A 19559-nucleotide genomic window follows, 5' to 3' on the forward strand; every position below is an offset into this window, starting at 1 on the left:
CGTCTTTGACAGGTATTATGACTGAACAAGGTTTAAGGCATTCGTCACAGATGAGTGCCGTCATTTAATAGAGAAATTAACTATGATGATGCAATACTCTCCGAAATTTAATAACGCTAAAGTGCTTGTACTTGGCGATGTAATGTTAGACCGTTATTGGTTTGGTGCAACAAACCGTATTTCTCCGGAAGCACCGGTGCCGGTGGTAAAAGTACAGGATATTGAAGAACGTGCCGGTGGTGCGGCGAACGTGGCAATGAACATTGCCAGCCTTGGCGTACCGGTTGCTCTTCACGGTTTAATCGGGCAAGATGATGCTGGCCGTGCTTTAGACAAATTACTCAATTCACATAATATCCAAAATCACTGTGTTGCATTGGATTCACACCCGACTATCACCAAATTGCGTATCCTTTCACGTCATCAACAGCTTTTACGTTTAGATTTCGAAGAAGGCTTTCACCATGTTGCAAGCGATTCTCTACTTGCAAAACTTGAGCAAGAAATTACCGCTTATGGAGCATTAATCTTATCGGATTACGGCAAAGGTACGCTTGAATCGGTACAGCAAATGATTCAAGTGGCACGCAAAGCCGGCGTACCGACACTGATTGACCCGAAAGGTACCGATTTTGAACGTTATCGTGGTGCAACGCTCTTAACGCCGAATATGTCTGAATTTGAAGCGGTAGTCGGTCACTGCAAAGATGACGCTGAAATTGTAGAAAAAGGCTTAAAACTGATTGCTGATTTCGAATTAACCGCATTATTAGTGACGCGTTCGGAAAAAGGGATGACGTTATTACGCCCGAATCAAGCGCCGTTCCACTTACCGACCCAAGCAAAAGAAGTTTATGATGTGACCGGTGCCGGCGATACAGTAATTAGTGTGCTTGCTACTGCGATTGCTGATGGTCGCCCTTACGAAGAAGCCTGTTATTTAGCCAATGCGGCTGGTGTGGTTGTAGGCAAATTAGGGACTTCAACCGTGACACCGACTGAATTGGAAAATGCGATTCATCACCGTGAAGAAACCGGTTTCGGCATTTTAGCGGAAGATGAATTAAAACGTGCGGTAGAACAGGCAAAACAACGAGGTGAGAAAATTGTGATGACCAACGGTTGTTTTGACATTCTGCACCCGGGACACGTTTCTTATTTAGAAAATGCACGTAAATTAGGCGATCGTTTAATTGTGGCGGTAAATACCGATGAGTCGGTCAAACGCTTAAAAGGTGAATCTCGCCCGATTAACGATTTAAGCGATCGTATGGCGGTACTTGCCGGTTTAGCTTCTGTTGATTGGGTCGTACCTTTTGCGGAAGATACACCTCAGCGTCTGATTGGTGAAATCTTACCTGACTTATTAGTTAAAGGTGGCGATTATAAGCCTGAAGAGATTGCCGGTAGCCAAGAAGTTTGGGCAAATGGTGGTGAGGTTAAAGTGCTAAACTTTGAAAATGGTTGTTCAACTACAAACGTTATTAAGAAAATTCAGGCAACAAAATAGGTTCTTTATCCTATAATGGAAAAAATTATTATTGACTCTGAACAATTTCAACGCACAATCTCTCGTATCTCACACCAAATTATAGAGAAGCATTCTTCGTTTGATAATTTGGTGTTAGTCGGAATAAAACGCCGAGGTGCTGAAATTGCGAAAATGTTACAAAAAAGGATTGATGAGTTAGTTCAAATACAACTACCATTGATGGCTTTAGACATTACTTTTTACCGAGATGACCTCAATGTGATTCATCAGGATCCAATCTATTCCGGTGCTGAAGATCAGATTGATATTACCGGAAAAAATGTTATCCTGATTGACGATGTATTATTTACTGGTCGAACTATTCGGGCGACACTTGATGCACTACTTGATTTTGGACGAGCAACTCGTATAGAGCTTGTGATTTTAGTCGATAGAGGTCATAGAGAGCTTCCGATTCGAGCTGACTACGTCGGAAAAAATATTCCTACTTCAAAAAATGAAAAGATTCAAGTTCGGACACAATGCTATGATAATGTAAATCAGGTGGCACTAATACGTGCCAATCATGAATAAGTGTCGGAACCTTTTTAAGAAATTTAGCTCTAAGTGTTTTTAGAGCTTATCTTTAACCTTTAATAGGAAATAATAAATGAAATTAATCTCGGCAAAATCTTTATTAATTGCATTAGTTACCGCTATCGGTATTTCACAAAGTGCTATCGCAGTTGAAGAGCGTGTTGTCGCACTCGTTGACGGTGCACCAATAATGGAAAGTCAAGTACAACGCACATTAGGGAAAAAAGCTAACTCGGAAGCAAATCATAAAGCGACTGTAGAACAAATCATTGACGATATATTAGTTCAAAAAGCGGTAAAAGAAGCCGGTGTTAAAGTGAATTATGCTAAAGTCGATCAAGTAATTGAAGATATCGCGGTCCGTAACGGTATTACTTACGGTCAATTGCTAGATGCGTTAGATTATCAAGGGATTACTTTAGAGCAATACCGCCATCAAATTGCACAACAAATGGCGATGGAGCAAGTGCGTAATATCAGTATCGGCAAATCTATCCAAGTAGATCCCCAAGCGGTACAAGCACAAGCTAAGGAGATGCTTGCAAAAGACAAAGCTAATGGAAAATTGAAAACGGTTACAGCTACTCAACATAGAGTAAGCCATATTTTAATTAAGACATCACCAGTGTTAAATGACGCTCAAGCAAAAGCGACCTTAAACAAAATTATTGCAGATATTAAATCTGGTAAAACGACTTTTGAAGAAGGCGCAAAATTAAACTCTGTCGATTATCTTTCAGCGGCGGACGGTGGTGATTTAGGTTATAATTTCTTAGATATTTATGATCCCGCGTTTGCAAAAGCGACTAAAACGGCTAAACAAAATCAAATTACTGCTCCGTTTAAATCACAATTTGGTTGGCATATTCTTAAAGTTACTGGAACTCAACAAGGAGACCGTACTGAAGATGCTTATCATCAACGTGCTTATGAACAGTTAGTTGATAAACAAGCTCAAGAAGCGGCAAAAGATTGGGTAAAAGCGTTAAGAAAAACGGCTGATATTCAATACGTTGGTAAATAAAAATAACTGATTTCTTAAGAACCTCGCTCCTTGCGGGGTTCTTTGCTTATTTGAAAAGGATAAAAATGAGTAATCAAAATTCAAAAAAACATTTAGGTCATACCGCTCGTAAACGTTTTGGGCAGAACTTTTTACATGATATGAATGTGATTCATAACATTGTATCGGCAATTAATCCTAAAAACGGTCAGTTTTTACTGGAAATTGGTCCGGGGCTAGGTGCATTAACTGAACCGGTTGCCGAGCAAGTGGATAAATTAACGGTTGTTGAGCTAGACAGAGATCTTGCCAAACGTTTACGTCATCATCCGTTCTTAAATCATAAATTAACAATTATTGAGCAAGATGCGTTACGTTTTAATTTCCGTGAATATTTTGAAAGCCTTAACTTAAAAGAAGGTGAAGGTGTACGTGTATTCGGTAACTTACCGTATAATATTTCAACACCATTAATGTTTCATTTATTCAAATTCCACGATTTGATTCAAGATATGCACTTTATGTTGCAAAAAGAAGTGGTAAAACGTTTATGTGCGGCACCAAATAGTAAAGCGTATGGTCGTTTAACCATTATGGCACAATATTATTGTCAAGTAATGCCAGTCTTAGAAGTACCGCCAACCGCATTCAAACCGGCACCGAAAGTAGATTCTGCGGTAGTACGCCTAATGCCACATAAAGTTTTACCGCATCCAGTAAAAGATGTGTATTGGTTAAACCGTGTCACTACACAAGCATTCAACCAACGCCGTAAAACGTTGCGTAACGCACTCTCAACCTTATTTAGTCCAGAGCAATTAGAAGCACTTAGTATCGACTTAAATGCACGAGCGGAAAATTTAAGTATTGCGGACTATGCCCGTTTGGCTAACTGGTTATATGACAATCCACCGGCAGTGGATAATCAAGAAGAAATCGTTGACGAAGATATTTAGCCTTAAGCAAGCGGTTCAATTTGTAAAACATTTTGCAAATCAGACCGCTTGTTACAAGATAAATAATTTTGTAGATATAAAAAACCTAAGATTTCTCTTAGGTTTTTTTATTTTATCAGTAATTATTTCGTACCAAAAATCTTATCGCCGGCATCGCCTAATCCCGGAATAATATAGCCGTGTTCATTTAGATGACTATCAATTGAAGCCGTAAATAACTCAATATCCGGATGTGCTTGCTTCTAATGCTTTAATCCCTTCTGGAGCCGCTACAAGTACAAGTACTTTAATATGTTTACAGCCTGCTTTTTTCAATAAATCAATTGTAGCAATCATTGAACCACCGGTTGCTAACATTGGATCAACGATAATCGCTAAGCGTTCTTCTACATCGTTCGCTAATTTTGTGAAATAAGGCACTGGTTCTAACGTTTCTTCATTACGGTAGATACCAACAACACTGATACGTGCGCTTGGGATATGTTCCAAAACACCGTCCATCATCCCCAAACCAGCACGTAAGATAGGTACTACCGTTACTTTTTTGCCTTTAATACGTTCAACTTCAACTTTACCGCACCAACCGTCAATTTCGACTAATTCTGTTTCAAGATCAGTTGTTGCTTCATATGTTAATAAACTCCCAACTTCTGTTGCTAATGCACGGAAATCTTTGGTATTAATATCCGCCGCACGCATTAAACCCAATTTATGTTTTACTAGCGGATGTTTTACTTCTACAATTTTCATTTATCGCTCCTAAGGCATTTTAATGCTCACGTTATTTTATTTTGGCAGAATTTCACATTCCACCTCTCCTAAAATCATTTATATAGTTTTCACTTTTGAGAGTTCTTCATCTCTAAGCACTCGACGCAGAATTTTACCCACATTACTTTTCGGTAATTCATCACGAAATTCGATTTCACGTGGAATTTTATAGCCTGTTAGGTATTGACGGCAATAATTGCGTAATTCTTCACGAGTTAAACTTTCATCCTTTTTCGTCACAAAGATTTTTATAGCCTCACCCGATGATTTACTTGGTATACCGATTGCAACTACTTCATTAACTTTAGGATTATGTGCAACTACATCTTCAATTTCATTCGGATAGACATTGAAACCAGACACAATGATCATATCTTTTTTACGATCGACAATACGTAAATTCAGATCTTCACCCATGACAACAATATCACCGGTCGCCATCCAACCGTCTTTTAACACCTCTGCCGTATCTTCAGGACGTTGCCAATAACCTTTCATTACTTGAGGACCTTTGACCCAAAGCTCTCCTCTCTCACCCATAGCAACATCATTACCTTCATCATCAACAATACGAATATCGGTATTCGGTACAGGCACACCGATAGAACCGGTATGCTCAACCGAATCGCTTCGAGTTGCGGCAATCAGCGGTGAACATTCTGTCATTCCATAACCTTCAATAATATGACAACCGGTTAATTCATGCCAACGTTTTGCAACAGCGGATTGAATCGCGACTCCGCCACCTACACTTAATTTTAAATTTGAAAAATCAACTTCTTTGAAGTGTTCATTATTTAATAAAGCATTAAATAATGTATTCACCCCAGTTAATGCGACTACCGGATATTTTTTTAGTTCTTTTACAAACCCAGGAATATCACGAGGATTGGTGATCAAAAGCCCGGTAATCCCCATTTCAATAAAGAGTAAACAGTTTACCGAAAGAGCAAAAACGTGATAGAGCGGTAAAGGAATAACCGCAATACGTTCTTTCCCCTCTTTTAATAAAGGCTCAGCAACCCATTTTGCCTGCTGGATATTTGCAATTACACTACCATGAGTCAACATTGCACCTTTTGCTACGCCTGTCGTGCCGCCCGTATATTGCAAAAATGCAAGATTATCACGCTCTAATGTGGGCTTGACATACTGACGTTGCTTACCAATACTGAGCGCTTCACGAAAACTTACGGCATGAGGCAATTTATATTTTGGTACTAATTTTTTGACATATTTCACGACAAAATTAACCAAAGTACGCTTACCAAATGAAAGTTGATCGCCCATTCGGGTAAGAATCACGTGTTTGATACTGGTATTAAATACAACTTTTTCAAGTGTTGTCGCAAAATTAGAGATAATAACAATAGCCTTTGCACCACTGTCATTTAATTGATGTTCTAATTCTCGAGGAGTATAAAGAGGGTTAACATTCACGACCACTAATCCGGCTCTTAAAGCACCAAATAGTGCAATAGGATATTGCAACAAATTTGGCATCATAAGTGCAATTCGATCGCCTTTTTCTAAACGCAACTCATTTTGTAAATAAGCGGCAAAAGCTCGACTACGTTCTTCTAATTTACGGAATGTCAGCACTTTACCCATATTAATATAAGCAGGAATATCCGGATGCTTACGCACTGCCGATTCAAACATTTCAACTAATGAATCATACGGTTGAACATTAATTGTATGTGGTGAACCTTCCGGATAATTTTCTAACCAAATTTTTTCCATATCGTTTCCTATTGAATTTTTTTAAAAAAACAGGCATAAACTCGCCTACCTGTTTTTTATCCATTATTTTTTTTATGTTCCAAAAAGCGATTCCGGTACTTATCAATACGAAAACAGCGATCAATAACTCATTTGAGAGTAATTGGGAGAAAACAATCGCTGAAACAACCAACACAAACAAAGGAACACAATAAATCCAAAACACACTAGATAATAAGGTCTGCTCTGATAAACCGATCTGAATTTGATCTCCGGTTTTTAATGGTACATTAACCGGCAAGTCTAATTGCGGTGCAAACTTTTCGCCGGCGAGTGCCGATAAAGATTTTGTCCCACAACTATTTCTAGCGCACAACTGCCACAAGCACTTTTTGCGTGGCACTGAACAGTAGCAATTCCATCTTGATAATTTACTACTGTTGCTGTTTCGATCATCATGAGCATACCCTCAAGGGATTGAAAATAGCCTAATAGTATTCTTATACTATTTTGCATATAAAATAAAAACGGTAAGATTGTAACAAATTTTTGCAAAAAATTCGCTAAATCTTACCGCTTTCTTTATTTAGAAATCCAATTTGTTAATCTTAGATTTTGACTTGATTGATTTCTATACCGATTAATTTTTATGTGATTCAGGCTTTTTATCAGTTGATGAAGTTTGAGATTTTTCTTTTTGTTCTTCAGTTAATGTCACCGCACCTACTGTTGCCTGGCGTTGAAATTGTTGAGCCTGCAATAACGTATTAATTTTATGTTGCTGACTCTCTAATTGTTCTGCTGATGCAACATCATGACGCGGTGCATTGTAACTTACAGGTTGGAGTGAATCACTAAACGGTTGAGTTTTTAATACCGGTTGCTCTAATTGAGCTGTTTCAGAATTAGAATTCATAAAATTCACTCCTAAAACAGCGACTAAACACACAGAAGCAACAATACCAGCTTGCATAAGTGGCACGCTCCAACGTTTTAATTTTAGTAACATCCCTTTAGGCTGAACGGATTGTTCCGCTTTATTTGAAGATAAAGATTCAATCTCTTCATTTTCAAGTAATGCTTCCATTTTTGCCGAGAAATCATTACCTAAAATAATTTCATCACCATGTAAAACACTTTTAATTGCATGATAATTAGCCCATTTTTGCTTTAACTCAGGACTTTCACATAAAGCGTCAATAAACGTATCATCTGCTTTATGTCCGTCCATAAAAGCGGAAAGGGTTTCTTTTTGTTGCATAATAAACTCCGATTGAATCTTAAATCTCTTGCATCAGTGGATTGACTTTCGCATCAATCGCTTCTCTAGCCCTAAAAATACGAGAACGAACCGTACCGACAGGACATTGCATTACTTCTGCAATTTCTTCATAACTTAAACCTTCCAACTCTCGCAAAGTAATTGCTGTCTTGAGTTCTTCCGGTAAATTCTCGATCGTATCGAATACGACACGTTTTAATTCATCTGATAACACCATATTTTCCGGCGTATCACTTTCACGAAGCTGGACACCAACATCAAAACTTTCAGCATCTTCCGCCAAAATATCTTCTTTGGGAGGTCGTCTTCCTAAAGCGGTTAGGTGATTTTTAGCCGTATTCACCGCAATACGATAAAGCCACGTATAAAAAGCACTTTCACCACGAAAAGATTCTAATGAACGATATGCTTTAATAAAGGATTCTTGTACGATGTCTGGAATATCATCTCTGGAAACGTAGCGAGTAAGCAATCCTGCTACTCTATTTTGATAACGTACAACCAGTAAATTAAATGCTTTTTTATCACCTTTTTGGGCTCGCTCAACCAATTCTTGATCGGCTATTTGCTCACTCATCTATCTGCGTTCTCCTAACCTATGTACGCATATTCTTTATGTGCTTCTCGTTTTATATCTCGTTAGTATGCAATAAATATAAAAAGTTCCGATAAAGAATAAATTAATTAAAAATATTTATAAATATGCCCATAATAAGCGAGTCAGGATATTACAAATATTCGTAATACGCTAGACTTCTTAACTGAGTAAAAATTCAATTTTTACGTTAAAAAATATTTCCCGTTTAAAAGACAAACTACTTGATATGCTTATAAAAAGAAAGCGGTCTGATTTTACTGAAATTTTACAAAAATTCCATAAAATCCGACCGCTAACATGAATGTTTATGCAAAATAAGTTACTTTTTTGCTTTTAAATCTGCTACTTTATGTGCACGATAAATCGCATTGATAGCGTGAATTAATGCTCGAGCCGAAGATTCAACAATGTCAGTTGCCAAGCCAACACCATGGAAACGGCGACCTTCGTGTTCTACCACTATATCCACTTGTCCGAGTGCTTCCGCCCCTTCACCTTTTGCTGTGAGATTATAGTGCGACATTTTAATATCCATACCTACAATTTTGAGAATCGCATTATACACTGCATCGACCGGACCATTACCACCGTTTGATACTTCACTAATACGTTTGCCATCAAGTTCAACCTGAACGAAAGCCGATGCAGGTAAGCCACTAATCATTTGTGATGTAATCACATCTAAATGCAATCTATCTTCATCGCCTGCCTGCATATCAATAAAGGCTAGCGCTTCCAAATCATAATCAAATACTTGACCTTTCTTATCCGCTAATTTTAAGAAAGCCTCATACAATTTATCCAAATCATAATCACTTTCTTGGTATCCCATTTCAGCCATATGATTTTTTACTGTCGCACGACCTGAACGAGCGGTTAAGTTTAATTTTTCTTTCTTCAAGCCAATCGTTTCCGGTGACATAATTTCATAGGTATTTTTGTTTTTCACCATACCATCTTGGTGAATACCTGATGAATGAGCAAACGCATTTGAACCGACAATCGCTTTATTCGGCTGAATCGGCATATTACATAATTGACTAACCATTTGGCTGACACGATGAATTTCTTGCGTATTAATGCGAGTATCTTTGCCATTGAACATATCTTGGCGAGTTTTGATCGCCATGACCACTTCTTCTAATGCTGTGTTACCGGCACGCTCACCAATACCGTTAATAGTACATTCGATTTGTCTTGCACCGTTTAATACTGCCGTAAGTGAATTTGCAGTCGCCATCCCCAAATCATTATGGCAATGCACCGAAACAACCGCTTTATCAATATTGGGTACTCGATTCATCACATTCGCAATGATATCCCCATACTGATATGGCAAGCAGTAACCTACCGTATCCGGAATATTTACCGTTGTTGCCCCCGCATTGATTGCCGCTTCAACGATACGACAAATGTTATCAATACCGGTACGTCCGGCATCTTCACAGGAAAATTCCACATCATCAGTATAACTTCTTGCACGTTTTACTGCTTTTACCGCCATTTCAACCACATCATCAAATGAGCGTTTTAATTTAGATTCAACGTGAATCGCAGAACTTGCAATAAACGTATGAATACGGAATGCTTCTGCGACTTTTAACGCTTCTGCTCGCAACATCAATATCTTTATCGACTGCACGAGATAAGGCACAAACACGGCTGTTTTTAATATGTTGTGCAATAGTTTTTACCGATTCAAAATCACCAGCCGATGAAACCGGAAATCCTACTTCCATCACATCAACACCTAAACGTTCTAACGCTAATGCGATTTGGAGCTTTTCTTTTACGGTTAAACTTGCTTTAAGTGCCTGTTCGCCATCACGTAATGTTGTATCAAAAATAATAATGTTGTTATTCATAGGATCTCCTGTTAAGTGCTTAACACTTTGTTCTTATAAAATGGTTTGAATAATACATTTAAACATTAACACTTTATTCTCGTCCAAGGATAAGAAAAAGAATAAAAAAACCCGCATCATCGTGCGGGTAAAGTGTGGATAGTGAACGATTTCACTCCAAACGATCTTTATCCTCGCACAAAATGCGATAACAGAAGAAGTCGGAGAGAAAGTCGTTTTTCCATTATGTTGTGTGTGTTTATGTTTGCATTGTTATTCGAAAGTGGAACTCATATTAACTTCAAATAGAGTGAAGTCAATAGAATTTTTCACTATATGCAAACGTTTTCTTGAGAAATCGCCATCATAAAATAGTGATTAATTCTTTATTAACTAAATTAATTAGCAATTTAAACTGCTTTATTTTTATTCCTCCAAATAAATCTTATCACTTTTTAGGAAAAACAAAGCCTTCTACTTTTTGTTCATTTTATGATTTTTTAACCAATTTCTTGATTAGAATATGAAAAACAGGCTATTTCTTTTGAAGAATGACGGTAAATTTGTTAGCCTTTAATGCAATATAAATCAGTTAAATTAAGGATTATGTATGACGCTTCCATTTCGAGCCATTGTGTCCGATCTTGACGGTACACTTCTAAATGCAGATCATAAAATTGGTCAATTTACGATTGAAACGCTCCAAAAACTCTCACAAAAAGGCGTTGATATTATTTTTGCTACCGGTCGAAATTATCCTGATGTTAAACATATCATCCGAAAAGTTGATGTTAATGATGCAATGTTAATTACTTCTAATGGGGCAAGAGCTAATTTTCTGTCAGGAGAACAAGTTTTAAGTCATCATCTTCCGGAAGATATTGCATTACAATTAATGAATATGCCGTTTGATAATAGTCGAGTGTGTTTAAATAGCTATCAGGGCGATGAATGGTTTATCAATGTCGATATTGAGCGACTCAAAAAATATCATAAGGATTCCGGTTACTCTTATCAGGTGGTTGATTTTAGCCGTCATCACGGCAGACAAGTCGAGAAAATCTTTTTTATCGGTAAAACCGCCGAAGATCTCTTACCTATCGAGCAGTATGTTAAAACACATTTCGGCGATCGTGTGTATATGACTTATTCGGCGTTACTCTGCTTAGAAGTAATGAATAAAGCCGTTTCCAAAGGCAATGCCTTAGCGGAATTAGTACAATTACGCGGTTACGATTTACAAGATTGCATTGCATTCGGTGACGGAATGAATGATATTGAAATGTTATCTCGTGCAGGAAAAGGTTGTGTAATGGGCAATGCGGATCCTCGTTTACTTGAAGCATTACCGCATAATGAGAGAATCGGTAATCACAAACACGAAGCGGTCGCAAGTTATATTCGAGCGATATTTGGTATCATCTAATCAACGATAATGCCAAACAAGCGGTCGTATTTCAGAACGATTTTGCAAGAAAATTGTCTGAATAGACCGCTTATTATTTATAACTTTTAGTCGGGAAACAGATGAAATTAAAATCTTTAATGACAGGATTAGTGCTTGCAGGGATTGTTGCGGCAAGTTATTTCTATTTTGTCGGTAATAATGAAAGTGAGCAAGTATATTATATTACCGAGCCGGTAACTCGCAACACTATAGATAAAAATGTCTTAGCCAGCGGTTCAGTTCGAGCGAGTAAACGGACTGAAGTCGGGGCGCAAGTATCAGGAAAAATTATTAATCTTTATGTCACACTAGGACAACAGGTTAAAAAAGGCGATCTACTGGCTGAAATTGATTCAAGTAATCAAAGTAACAGTTTAAGTACGGCTGAAGCAACATTGGCATCTTATCAAGCACAACTAAAATCTGCGCAAGTTGCACTTGAGGTGGCACAATCTAATTTCAATCGCTTAAGTAAACTTTATAAACAGCAAAGCACTTCCGAAACGGAATTAGAAACGGCTAAAAATACATTAGCCTCCGCCAAAGCGACTGTGGATAATGTAAAAGCCCAAATTAAATCGGCACAGATTTCGGTAAACGATGCGAAAACGAATTTGAATTATACCCAAATTATCTCGCCGATGGACGGAACTGTCGTATCCATTCCGGTTTCTGTCGGGCAAACAGTCAATTCAAATCAAACGTCGCCAACGATTGTACACGTTGCCGACTTAACTAAGATGTTAGTTAAACTCGAAATTTCAGAAGGCGATATTGCACAGGTTAAAGCCGGTCAAATGATTAGCTTTACAACCTTATCTGAACCGAATCATTCGCATCACAGCAAAATTGATAGTGTTGATCCGGCGTTAACCACATTAAGTGATGATCACGCTTCCAATAAATATATTGAAAAATCCGGTAATACTGAGGCGATTTACTATTATGCTAATTCACTGATTGATAATAGTGAACAGCGTTTACGTATTGGAATGACAGTGCAAGGGCAAGTTAATATTGCTAAGCGAGAAAATGTATTAGTTGTTTCAACCTCAGCGATCAAGAAAAAAGGTAAAGAAGCCTTTGTTAATATTTTAGAAAATAATCAAGCTATTGAGAAAAAAGTAGAACTGGGACTCGCTGACAGTCAACATACTGAAATTATTAGCGGTCTAAATGAAGGAGAGCAAGTGATCACCGCTCAGCGAGCTGATGGGGAAAAAGTGAGTGCAGAAATGCGAAGAAGACCCGGCGGTTTCTAATTGTCTTCTGCTAAAAAACAAGCGGTCGAGATTTACTCAAAATTTGTAAATCTCGACCGTTTTTTATGTACTGAAGTGAGCAATTATTTATCGTTTTTAATCGAAGAGAAAATCATCGCTAAGACCGGACCTGAAATATTGTGCCAGAAACTAAATACTGCACTCGGTACAGCGACCACAGGATTTGCTTTAAAATGTAAGGCGGCTAACGCAAGACCTAAACCGGAATTTTGCATCCCCACTTCAATCGCAATCGCTTTACTGTCTGCAATCGGCAATTTTAATACACGACTTACAATATAACCAATTAAATAGCCTAAACCGTTATGCAATACCACCACAAAGAAAATCAATAAGCCAGATTCAATAATACGATCTTTACTAACCGACACGACCGCTGTAACAATTAAAATAATCGCAACTACTGAAATTAATGGCATTGTTTGGCTAAACTGTTCCACTTTTTGCTTAAAGATAGAACGAATAACGACTCCAACAAAAATAGGGAGCAGTACCATTTTTAACACAGAAATAAACATTGCACCCGCATCAATTTCTAACCACTCACTTGCAAATAAATAGAAAATTGCCGGTGTTAATACCGGTGCTAACAAGGTTGAAACCGTAGTACACGCCACAGATAATGCAGTATTTCCCCTAGCCAAATACGTCATCACATTTGATGACGTACCACCAGGACAAGACCCAACCAAAATCACCCCAATCGCTAAATCAGGCGGTAATTGAAACGCTTTTGCCAATAAGAAAGCAATACTCGGCATAACCACAAATTGAGCAATAACACCAATAATTGCCGCTTTCGGGTTTTTAGTGACTTCTGCAAAATCTTTAAAGGTTAAAGTTAAGCCCATCCCCAGCATAACAATACCGAGTAAATAGGGAATCCATGGCACAAATTGCTTAAAAGTTTCCGGAAATTGAGCTGAAATAAACGCAAAAACCACCACCCAGATCGCAAAGGTTTTACTTACGAATTGAGTCAGTTTTAATAACATATTCATGTTGTGTCCTTATTTTTAGAATTAAATTTGATTTAAGTTAAAAGGAACTAAAGGCTACCCGAATTTTTTCAAAATGTGAATAGACAATCACTGATATTCTTTGTAATCTTCACACACTTTTAGCCTTATTCTGCTAAGAGTAACTCAAAGGAACGAAAACGAAGGAGAAAACCATGAAATTGTTTAAATTAACCAGTATTGCATTAACCTCTGCATTTATTTTGAGTGCTTGTGCAAATCATAACGACGCAAAACACGATGAAATGATTCTACAAGAACAAGCAACTTTAGGCCTTAACTGGGTACAACAATCTGGTGAATACCAAGCACTTGCTCATCAAGCATTCAATACAGCGAAAGTTGCGTTTGATCACGCTAAAGTGGCAAAAGGTAAGAAAAAAGCGGTTGTCGTTGATTTAGACGAAACGATGGTGGATAACAGCCAATATGCCGGCTGGCAAGTAAAAAATCATCACGCATTTGATGGAGAGAGCTGGACTCGTTGGGTAAATGCACGCCAAACTCAAGCTATCGCCGGTGCAGTAGAATTTAATAATTATGTAAACAGCCATAAAGGTACAATGTTCTACGTGTCTAACCGTAAAGATAGCGACGAAAAAGCGACAACGATTGATGATATGAAAGAATTAGGTTTCAATGGAGTGAGCGAACAAACGCTTTTCCTTAAAAAAGATAAATCAAACAAAACTCCTCGCTTTGAAGAGATTGAAAAACAAGGTTATGAAATCGTACTTTACCTAGGTGATAACCTAAATGACTTCGGCGATGCGACCTATAAAAAATCAAATGCTGAACGTCGTGACTTTGTTTCAGCGAACAAAGATAAATTCGGTAAACAATTTATTGTACTTCCAAATCCTAATTACGGTGACTGGGAAGGTGGCTTAGATAAAAATTACTATAAAGGCGATGCAAAAAGCCGTGTAGATATTCGCCACGGAGCAATCAAAGCTTGGGACGGCAAATAATCCTCTCCTGATATTTCTTTCCAAAGACCGCGACAAGCGGTCTTTTTTCTATTTCTGTTTACAAGTTTTTGCTAGAATCAGGCCGCTTACACTAATGTAAAAGGATATAAAAATGATGACTATGAATATTACGCTTTCACAACGCTCAGCGCCCGAACAATGGGGAAAAAATGCAATTCTGTCTGCCAATCAACACGGTATGACCATCCATCTACAAAAAGATCCATTAACCACCATTCAACGTGCGGCACGAAAAATAAAGAATCAAGGCATACTAAATGTAACGCTGGTCGGCTCAGAATGGGGATTAGAAGAATGTTGGGCATTCCACCAAGGGTTTGTTAGTGTTCGTAATGCAGGCACAGTAACTTACCCTGACTTAGCCGAACAACAAGCAGAATTTGATGCTCGAGTATATTGTTCTAATTTTACTCGTACTTTAATTAATGAATCTTCCGAAACCCTTACTCCTGAGAATTTAGCTCAAAAAGCGGCGGAGTTTATTAGCAAACAATCAATACAATATCTTGGCAAAAATGTGGTATCAGCAGAAATCATTAGTGGTGAAGCATTAAAACAACACGGCTATCACGGTATTTGGACGGTAGGCAAAGGTTCGGCAAATAAACCAGCATTACTCAAATTGGATTTCAATCCAAGCAACGATATTAATGCACCGGTGCTTGCTTGTTTAGTCGGCAAGGGGATTACTTTTGATACTGGCGGCTATAGCATTAAACCGAGTGATTCAATGAGTACAATGCGTACTGATATGGGCGGTGTTGCCTTATTAACCGGTGTATTAGGTTTTGCGATCAGTCGTGGCTTAACACAACGTGTAAAACTTTATCTATGCTGTGCAGAAAATATGGTAAGCAGTACTGCGTTTAAATTAGGCGATATTATTGAATATCGCAATGGCGTGACCGCAGAAGTGCTGAATACCGATGCGGAAGGTCGCTTAGTATTAGCGGATGGTCTAATTGAGGCGAGCGAACAAAATGCACAATTTATCATTGATGCGGCAACCTTAACCGGTGCGGCAAAAGTAGCTGTCGGCAATGACTACCATTCAGTACTTTCAATGGATGATACATTAACCGCTCGCTTATTTAATGCGGCAAAAGCGGAAAATGAACCATTCTGGCGTTTACCATTTGAAGAATTTCATCGCTCACAAATTTCGTCATCCTTTGCCGATATTGCCAACATCGGATCTGTACCGGTCGGTGCGGGAGCAAGTACTGCAACGGCATTTTTATCATACTTTGTTAAAGATTACGCACAAAATTGGTCGCATATCGATGCTTCAGCCACTTTCCGTAAAACAGCGAGTGATTTATGGGCACCGGTGCAACCGGTTTAGGGATGAAAACGCTAGCTAATATGCTTTTATCTCAATAAGATTTTTGTAAAATTTCCGAAAAATTTAACCGCTTGTTCCGCTAAAATTAGCGTAAAACAAGCGGTTTTCTGTTGCATTATGTATAATATGACTAATTTTATTTACTTTGCCATTTAGGAACTTATATGAATTACTTAGAGTGTGCGAAAGAAACCCTCAGTCTTTATACTCAAGCGATTAGTCAACTTAATCAGCGTTTAGACAGTACATTTAATCAAGTGATTGAAATGATTTTAAACTGTGAAGGACGTGTCGTGGTTGCTGGGATCGGTAAATCGGGCTTAGTCGGACAAAAAATGGTAGCAACCTTTGCATCCACAGGTACACCTAGTTTCTATTTACATCCGACCGAAGCGTTCCACGGTGATTTAGGTATGTTAAAACCAATTGATGTTGTCATTCTCATTTCTAATAGTGGTGAAACAGATGATGTCATTAAACTCCTACCCAGTTTAAAACGTTTTGGGAACAAAATTATTGCAATGACCGGCAATCCTCATTCAACCCTCGCTCAACACGCCAATCTTATTCTTAATATTAGTGTTGAACGAGAAGCCTGTCCTAATAATCTAGCACCAACAACATCGACACTAGTTACTATGGCTTTAGGTGATGCATTGGCAATTGCATTAATCAATGCTAGAGGTTTCAAAGCAGAAGATTTCGCACGTTTCCACCCGGGTGGTAGCCTAGGTCGAAAATTACTTAATCGCGTAAAAGATGTCATGCAAACCAAACTACCGGTTACTCAACCGAATGCAGATTTCAGCACGATTTTGAGTGTAATGAACGAAGGAAGAATGGGCGTTGCGTTAATTATGCAAGGCGAAGAATTAAAAGGTATTATTACCGATGGTGACATTCGCCGTACACTTGCTCAATTTGGTACACAGAGTTTAGCTAAAACAGCGGAACAAATTATGTCGAAACAACCAAAAACCATTGCTGACGATACGTATTTAGCAAAAGCGGAAGAAATGATGAAGGAGCTTCACGTTCACTCGCTTATTGCCTTGAATAATGAAGGTAAAGTATCTGGTATTATGGAATTTTCAAGTTAAGGGCATTTCGGTGGCGAAATCAAACTATATTACACGTAGTGGCTGGCAAGTCTTAGATCAAGAGCTTAAATTCTTATGGAAAGACGAACGTCCTAAAGTCACACAAGCCGTTTCCGAAGCAATTGCGTTAGGCGATCGTAGCGAAAATGCAGAATATATCTATGGTAAACGCCGTTTACGAGAAATAGATAGACGAGTTCGTTTTTTATCAAAACGTTTAGAAGTGTTACAAATTGTGGATTATCACCCTAAACAAGAAGGTAAAGTCTTTTTTGGTGCATGGGTTGAACTAGAAAACGAACAGGGTGAAACAAAGCAATATCGTATTGTCGGCTGTGATGAATTTGACCCGGCAAAAAATTGGATTTCGATTGATTCCCCTGTTGCTAGAGCATTAATTGGCAAAGAAGTTGATGATGAAATTAAAGTCGATACGCCACTTGGCAAAAGCACACTTTATATTAATAAAATTTGGTATGAGAAAGAAGCATTATATTAGAGATAATTTCAATATATAAAAAAGCACCTTAATAATTCGTAATATCTCATTATTAAGGTGCAATTTAATCAGCTTACTTAATTTATAATTTAAATATTATACATTTAGTGTCGTATCTGTACGGCGAGCTTCGTTTTTATGAACCAATTTATTTAATTGTGTTTCCAGTTTGGTTTCTACTTCATTGATTGCTTTATATAAATCTTCATTATCAGCCTTCGCAAAAAGTTCTCCAACTGGAGTGCCGATTGATGCTTCAACTTCGTAACTATTTGGCAATTTATGTATCATAAAATGTGGATTAATTAACTGAGTTTGCCATTTTTCGAGTTTCGCTAAACGTTCTTCAATATGGGTACGGATTGCAGGAGTCACTTCCATTTGTTTACTTGAAATATTGATTGTCATAGCATTTTCCTCTTTGTGAAGGGGTTATTAAATTGATTTCAAAATATGACTTTTACTCCAAAATATCAAGTCAAAAAATGAAGTAAAACTTAAAAATTTGATCTAGTTAACACTTTTTCTGTGTTTTTGCTTATAATCTATCCGAAATAGAAGGATAACGGAAAATGACCGAGAATAAAAAAATTCCTCCATTTGAATTGGATTTTTTACACCCTAAATATTGGGGATTATGGTTTGGATTGGGCCTATTTAAATTAATTTTATGTTTGCCTTATCCTATATTGGTAAAACTTGGCAAAGGATTAGGAAAACTATTTACTAATCTCGGATTTGGTAAACGAAGAATCCGTATTGCTCGCCGTAATTTAGAACTCTGCTTCCCACACTATTCAAACGAGCAAATTCAAGAAATTCTAGAGCAAAATATTGAATCCGTCGGTATGGCGATCATTGAAACCGGAATGGCGTGGTTTTGGTCGGATAAACGAATCCTAAAATGGTCTAAAATAGAAGGGCTGGAATATCTCAAAAATCAGCCTGCAGACTCAGGGATTTTATTAGTTGGAGTACATTTTCTAACATTAGAAATGGGTGCTCGTATTGTGGGACTTCATCATCAAGGTGTGGGCGTTTATCGACCTAATGATAATCCGCTATTGGATTGGATTCAATTTCGAGGCAGAGTACGCTCAAATAAGGCAATGCTTGATCGTAAAGATCTGCGAGGAATGATTAGAGCTTTAAAAGCGGGCGATACCATTTGGTATGCTCCAGATCACGATTATGGACGAAAAAATAGTGTATTTGTGCCGTTTTTTGCCGTATCAGAAGCCTGTACCACAGCTGGCACTCGTATGTTACTACGTTCTGCACCGAATACCGTTGTCGTGCCATTTACACCAATCCGAAATGCAGATTTTTCCGGATATACCGTTAAAATCAGCCCTGAGGTTGATTTTAGTGAATGTGAAAATGAACTGGATACCGCAACCAAAATGAATAAAGTTGTAGAAGCGGAGATTCTTAAATCAGTAAGCCAATATATGTGGCTTCATCGACGTTTTAAAACTCGTCCACAAGAATCAGATAAAAATCTATATGATTAAAAATAACCCGACATACGCAATATAATGTCGGGTTTATTTTTTATTTGCTGATTTTTACGAAAATTTTACCGCTTCTCCGCAAAAAATACTTGCATATTTAAGACGAATTTTGCAAG

Annotated in this window: 15 protein-coding genes and 4 pseudogenes; 11 read left to right on the forward strand and 8 right to left on the reverse strand. The window is 37.9% G+C overall.

Annotated features, from left to right (window positions below; genetic code table 11):
- The first annotated feature begins 82 nt into the window (after positions 1-82).
- The 4 genes from hldE (at position 83) to rsmA (ending at position 4027) form a co-directional block, all read left to right on the forward strand.
- Positions 83-1510, forward strand: coding sequence for a bifunctional D-glycero-beta-D-manno-heptose-7-phosphate kinase/D-glycero-beta-D-manno-heptose 1-phosphate adenylyltransferase HldE (gene hldE / locus NYR89_RS04840; protein ID WP_279446566.1), 1428 nt, complete (start codon positions 83-85; stop codon positions 1508-1510).
- 15 nt (positions 1511-1525) lie between these two features.
- The gene (pyrR, locus tag NYR89_RS04845; protein ID WP_279446567.1) at positions 1526-2065 is read left to right on the forward strand and encodes a bifunctional pyr operon transcriptional regulator/uracil phosphoribosyltransferase PyrR; all 540 of its coding nucleotides are present in this window, start codon (positions 1526-1528) and stop codon (positions 2063-2065) included.
- A 76-nt stretch (positions 2066-2141) separates the two neighbouring features.
- Positions 2142-3092 (forward strand): peptidylprolyl isomerase, encoded by a 951-nt coding sequence (locus NYR89_RS04850; RefSeq protein WP_279446568.1) that lies wholly within the window; start codon positions 2142-2144, stop codon positions 3090-3092.
- Between the two features lie 65 nt (positions 3093-3157).
- Positions 3158-4027 (forward strand): 16S rRNA (adenine(1518)-N(6)/adenine(1519)-N(6))-dimethyltransferase RsmA, encoded by an 870-nt coding sequence (gene rsmA / locus NYR89_RS04855; RefSeq protein ID WP_279446569.1) that lies wholly within the window; start codon positions 3158-3160, stop codon positions 4025-4027.
- A gap of 122 nt (positions 4028-4149) precedes the next feature.
- On the opposite strand, the pseudogene upp reads toward rsmA, so the two are convergent.
- The 6 genes and pseudogenes from upp to leuA all read right to left on the reverse strand — a co-directional run bounded on the left by upp (position 4150) and on the right by leuA (position 10265).
- Positions 4150-4777 (reverse strand): annotated as a pseudogene (gene upp, locus NYR89_RS04860) (uracil phosphoribosyltransferase).
- Between the two features lie 78 nt (positions 4778-4855).
- Positions 4856-6541 carry a long-chain-fatty-acid--CoA ligase FadD gene (gene fadD, locus NYR89_RS04865; protein WP_279446570.1) on the reverse strand — a complete coding sequence of 562 codons (1686 nt, stop codon included), beginning with the start codon at positions 6539-6541 and terminating at the stop codon, positions 4856-4858.
- A pseudogene (locus tag NYR89_RS04870) lies at positions 6489-6979 on the reverse strand (SoxR reducing system RseC family protein). Before NYR89_RS04870 ends, fadD begins: the two are co-directional and overlap by 53 nt.
- A gap of 181 nt (positions 6980-7160) precedes the next feature.
- Positions 7161-7781, reverse strand: coding sequence for a sigma-E factor negative regulatory protein (locus NYR89_RS04875; protein ID WP_279446571.1), 621 nt, complete (start codon positions 7779-7781; stop codon positions 7161-7163).
- 19 nt (positions 7782-7800) lie between these two features.
- Positions 7801-8379, reverse strand: coding sequence for an RNA polymerase sigma factor RpoE (gene rpoE / locus NYR89_RS04880; protein WP_279446572.1), 579 nt, complete (start codon positions 8377-8379; stop codon positions 7801-7803).
- A gap of 340 nt (positions 8380-8719) precedes the next feature.
- A pseudogene (gene leuA, locus NYR89_RS04885) lies at positions 8720-10265 on the reverse strand (2-isopropylmalate synthase).
- A 589-nt stretch (positions 10266-10854) separates the two neighbouring features.
- Here leuA and NYR89_RS04890 point away from each other — a divergent pair.
- Both NYR89_RS04890 and NYR89_RS04895 read left to right on the forward strand, forming a co-directional pair.
- Positions 10855-11670, forward strand: a complete 816-nt coding sequence (locus NYR89_RS04890; protein ID WP_279446573.1) for a Cof-type HAD-IIB family hydrolase — start codon at positions 10855-10857, stop codon at positions 11668-11670.
- Positions 11671-11771: 101 nt separating this feature from the next.
- On the forward strand, positions 11772-12953 hold the full coding sequence (locus tag NYR89_RS04895) for an efflux RND transporter periplasmic adaptor subunit (protein ID WP_279446574.1): 1182 nt from the start codon (positions 11772-11774) through the stop codon (positions 12951-12953).
- Positions 12954-13036: 83 nt separating this feature from the next.
- Here NYR89_RS04895 and NYR89_RS04900 read toward each other — a convergent pair whose 3' ends face one another.
- On the reverse strand, positions 13037-13975 hold the full coding sequence (locus NYR89_RS04900) for a bile acid:sodium symporter family protein (RefSeq protein WP_279446575.1): 939 nt from the start codon (positions 13973-13975) through the stop codon (positions 13037-13039).
- Positions 13976-14148: 173 nt separating this feature from the next.
- Between NYR89_RS04900 and NYR89_RS04905 the strand changes: the two genes are divergently transcribed.
- The 4 genes and pseudogenes from NYR89_RS04905 (at position 14149) to greB (ending at position 17929) form a co-directional block, all read left to right on the forward strand.
- On the forward strand, positions 14149-14964 hold the full coding sequence (locus tag NYR89_RS04905) for a 5'-nucleotidase, lipoprotein e(P4) family (protein WP_279446576.1): 816 nt from the start codon (positions 14149-14151) through the stop codon (positions 14962-14964).
- A gap of 112 nt (positions 14965-15076) precedes the next feature.
- A pseudogene (gene pepB, locus NYR89_RS04910) lies at positions 15077-16368 on the forward strand (aminopeptidase PepB).
- Positions 16369-16494: 126 nt separating this feature from the next.
- Positions 16495-17430 (forward strand): KpsF/GutQ family sugar-phosphate isomerase, encoded by a 936-nt coding sequence (locus NYR89_RS04915; protein WP_279446577.1) that lies wholly within the window; start codon positions 16495-16497, stop codon positions 17428-17430.
- A gap of 10 nt (positions 17431-17440) precedes the next feature.
- On the forward strand, positions 17441-17929 hold the full coding sequence (gene greB, locus NYR89_RS04920; protein ID WP_279446578.1) for a transcription elongation factor GreB: 489 nt from the start codon (positions 17441-17443) through the stop codon (positions 17927-17929).
- Positions 17930-18025: 96 nt separating this feature from the next.
- Here greB and hpf read toward each other — a convergent pair whose 3' ends face one another.
- Positions 18026-18337, reverse strand: a complete 312-nt coding sequence (gene hpf / locus NYR89_RS04925; RefSeq protein WP_279446580.1) for a ribosome hibernation-promoting factor, HPF/YfiA family — start codon at positions 18335-18337, stop codon at positions 18026-18028.
- Positions 18338-18501: 164 nt separating this feature from the next.
- On the opposite strand from hpf, the gene NYR89_RS04930 reads away from it, so the two are divergent.
- Entirely contained in the window at positions 18502-19443 is a 942-nt protein-coding gene (locus NYR89_RS04930; protein WP_279446581.1) for a Kdo(2)-lipid IV(A) acyltransferase, read from the forward strand.
- Positions 19444-19559: the final 116 nt, after the last annotated feature.

This window comes from Actinobacillus arthritidis (genome assembly GCF_029774155.1).
In the GTDB taxonomy this organism is placed as follows: Bacteria; Pseudomonadota; Gammaproteobacteria; order Enterobacterales; family Pasteurellaceae; genus Actinobacillus; species Actinobacillus arthritidis.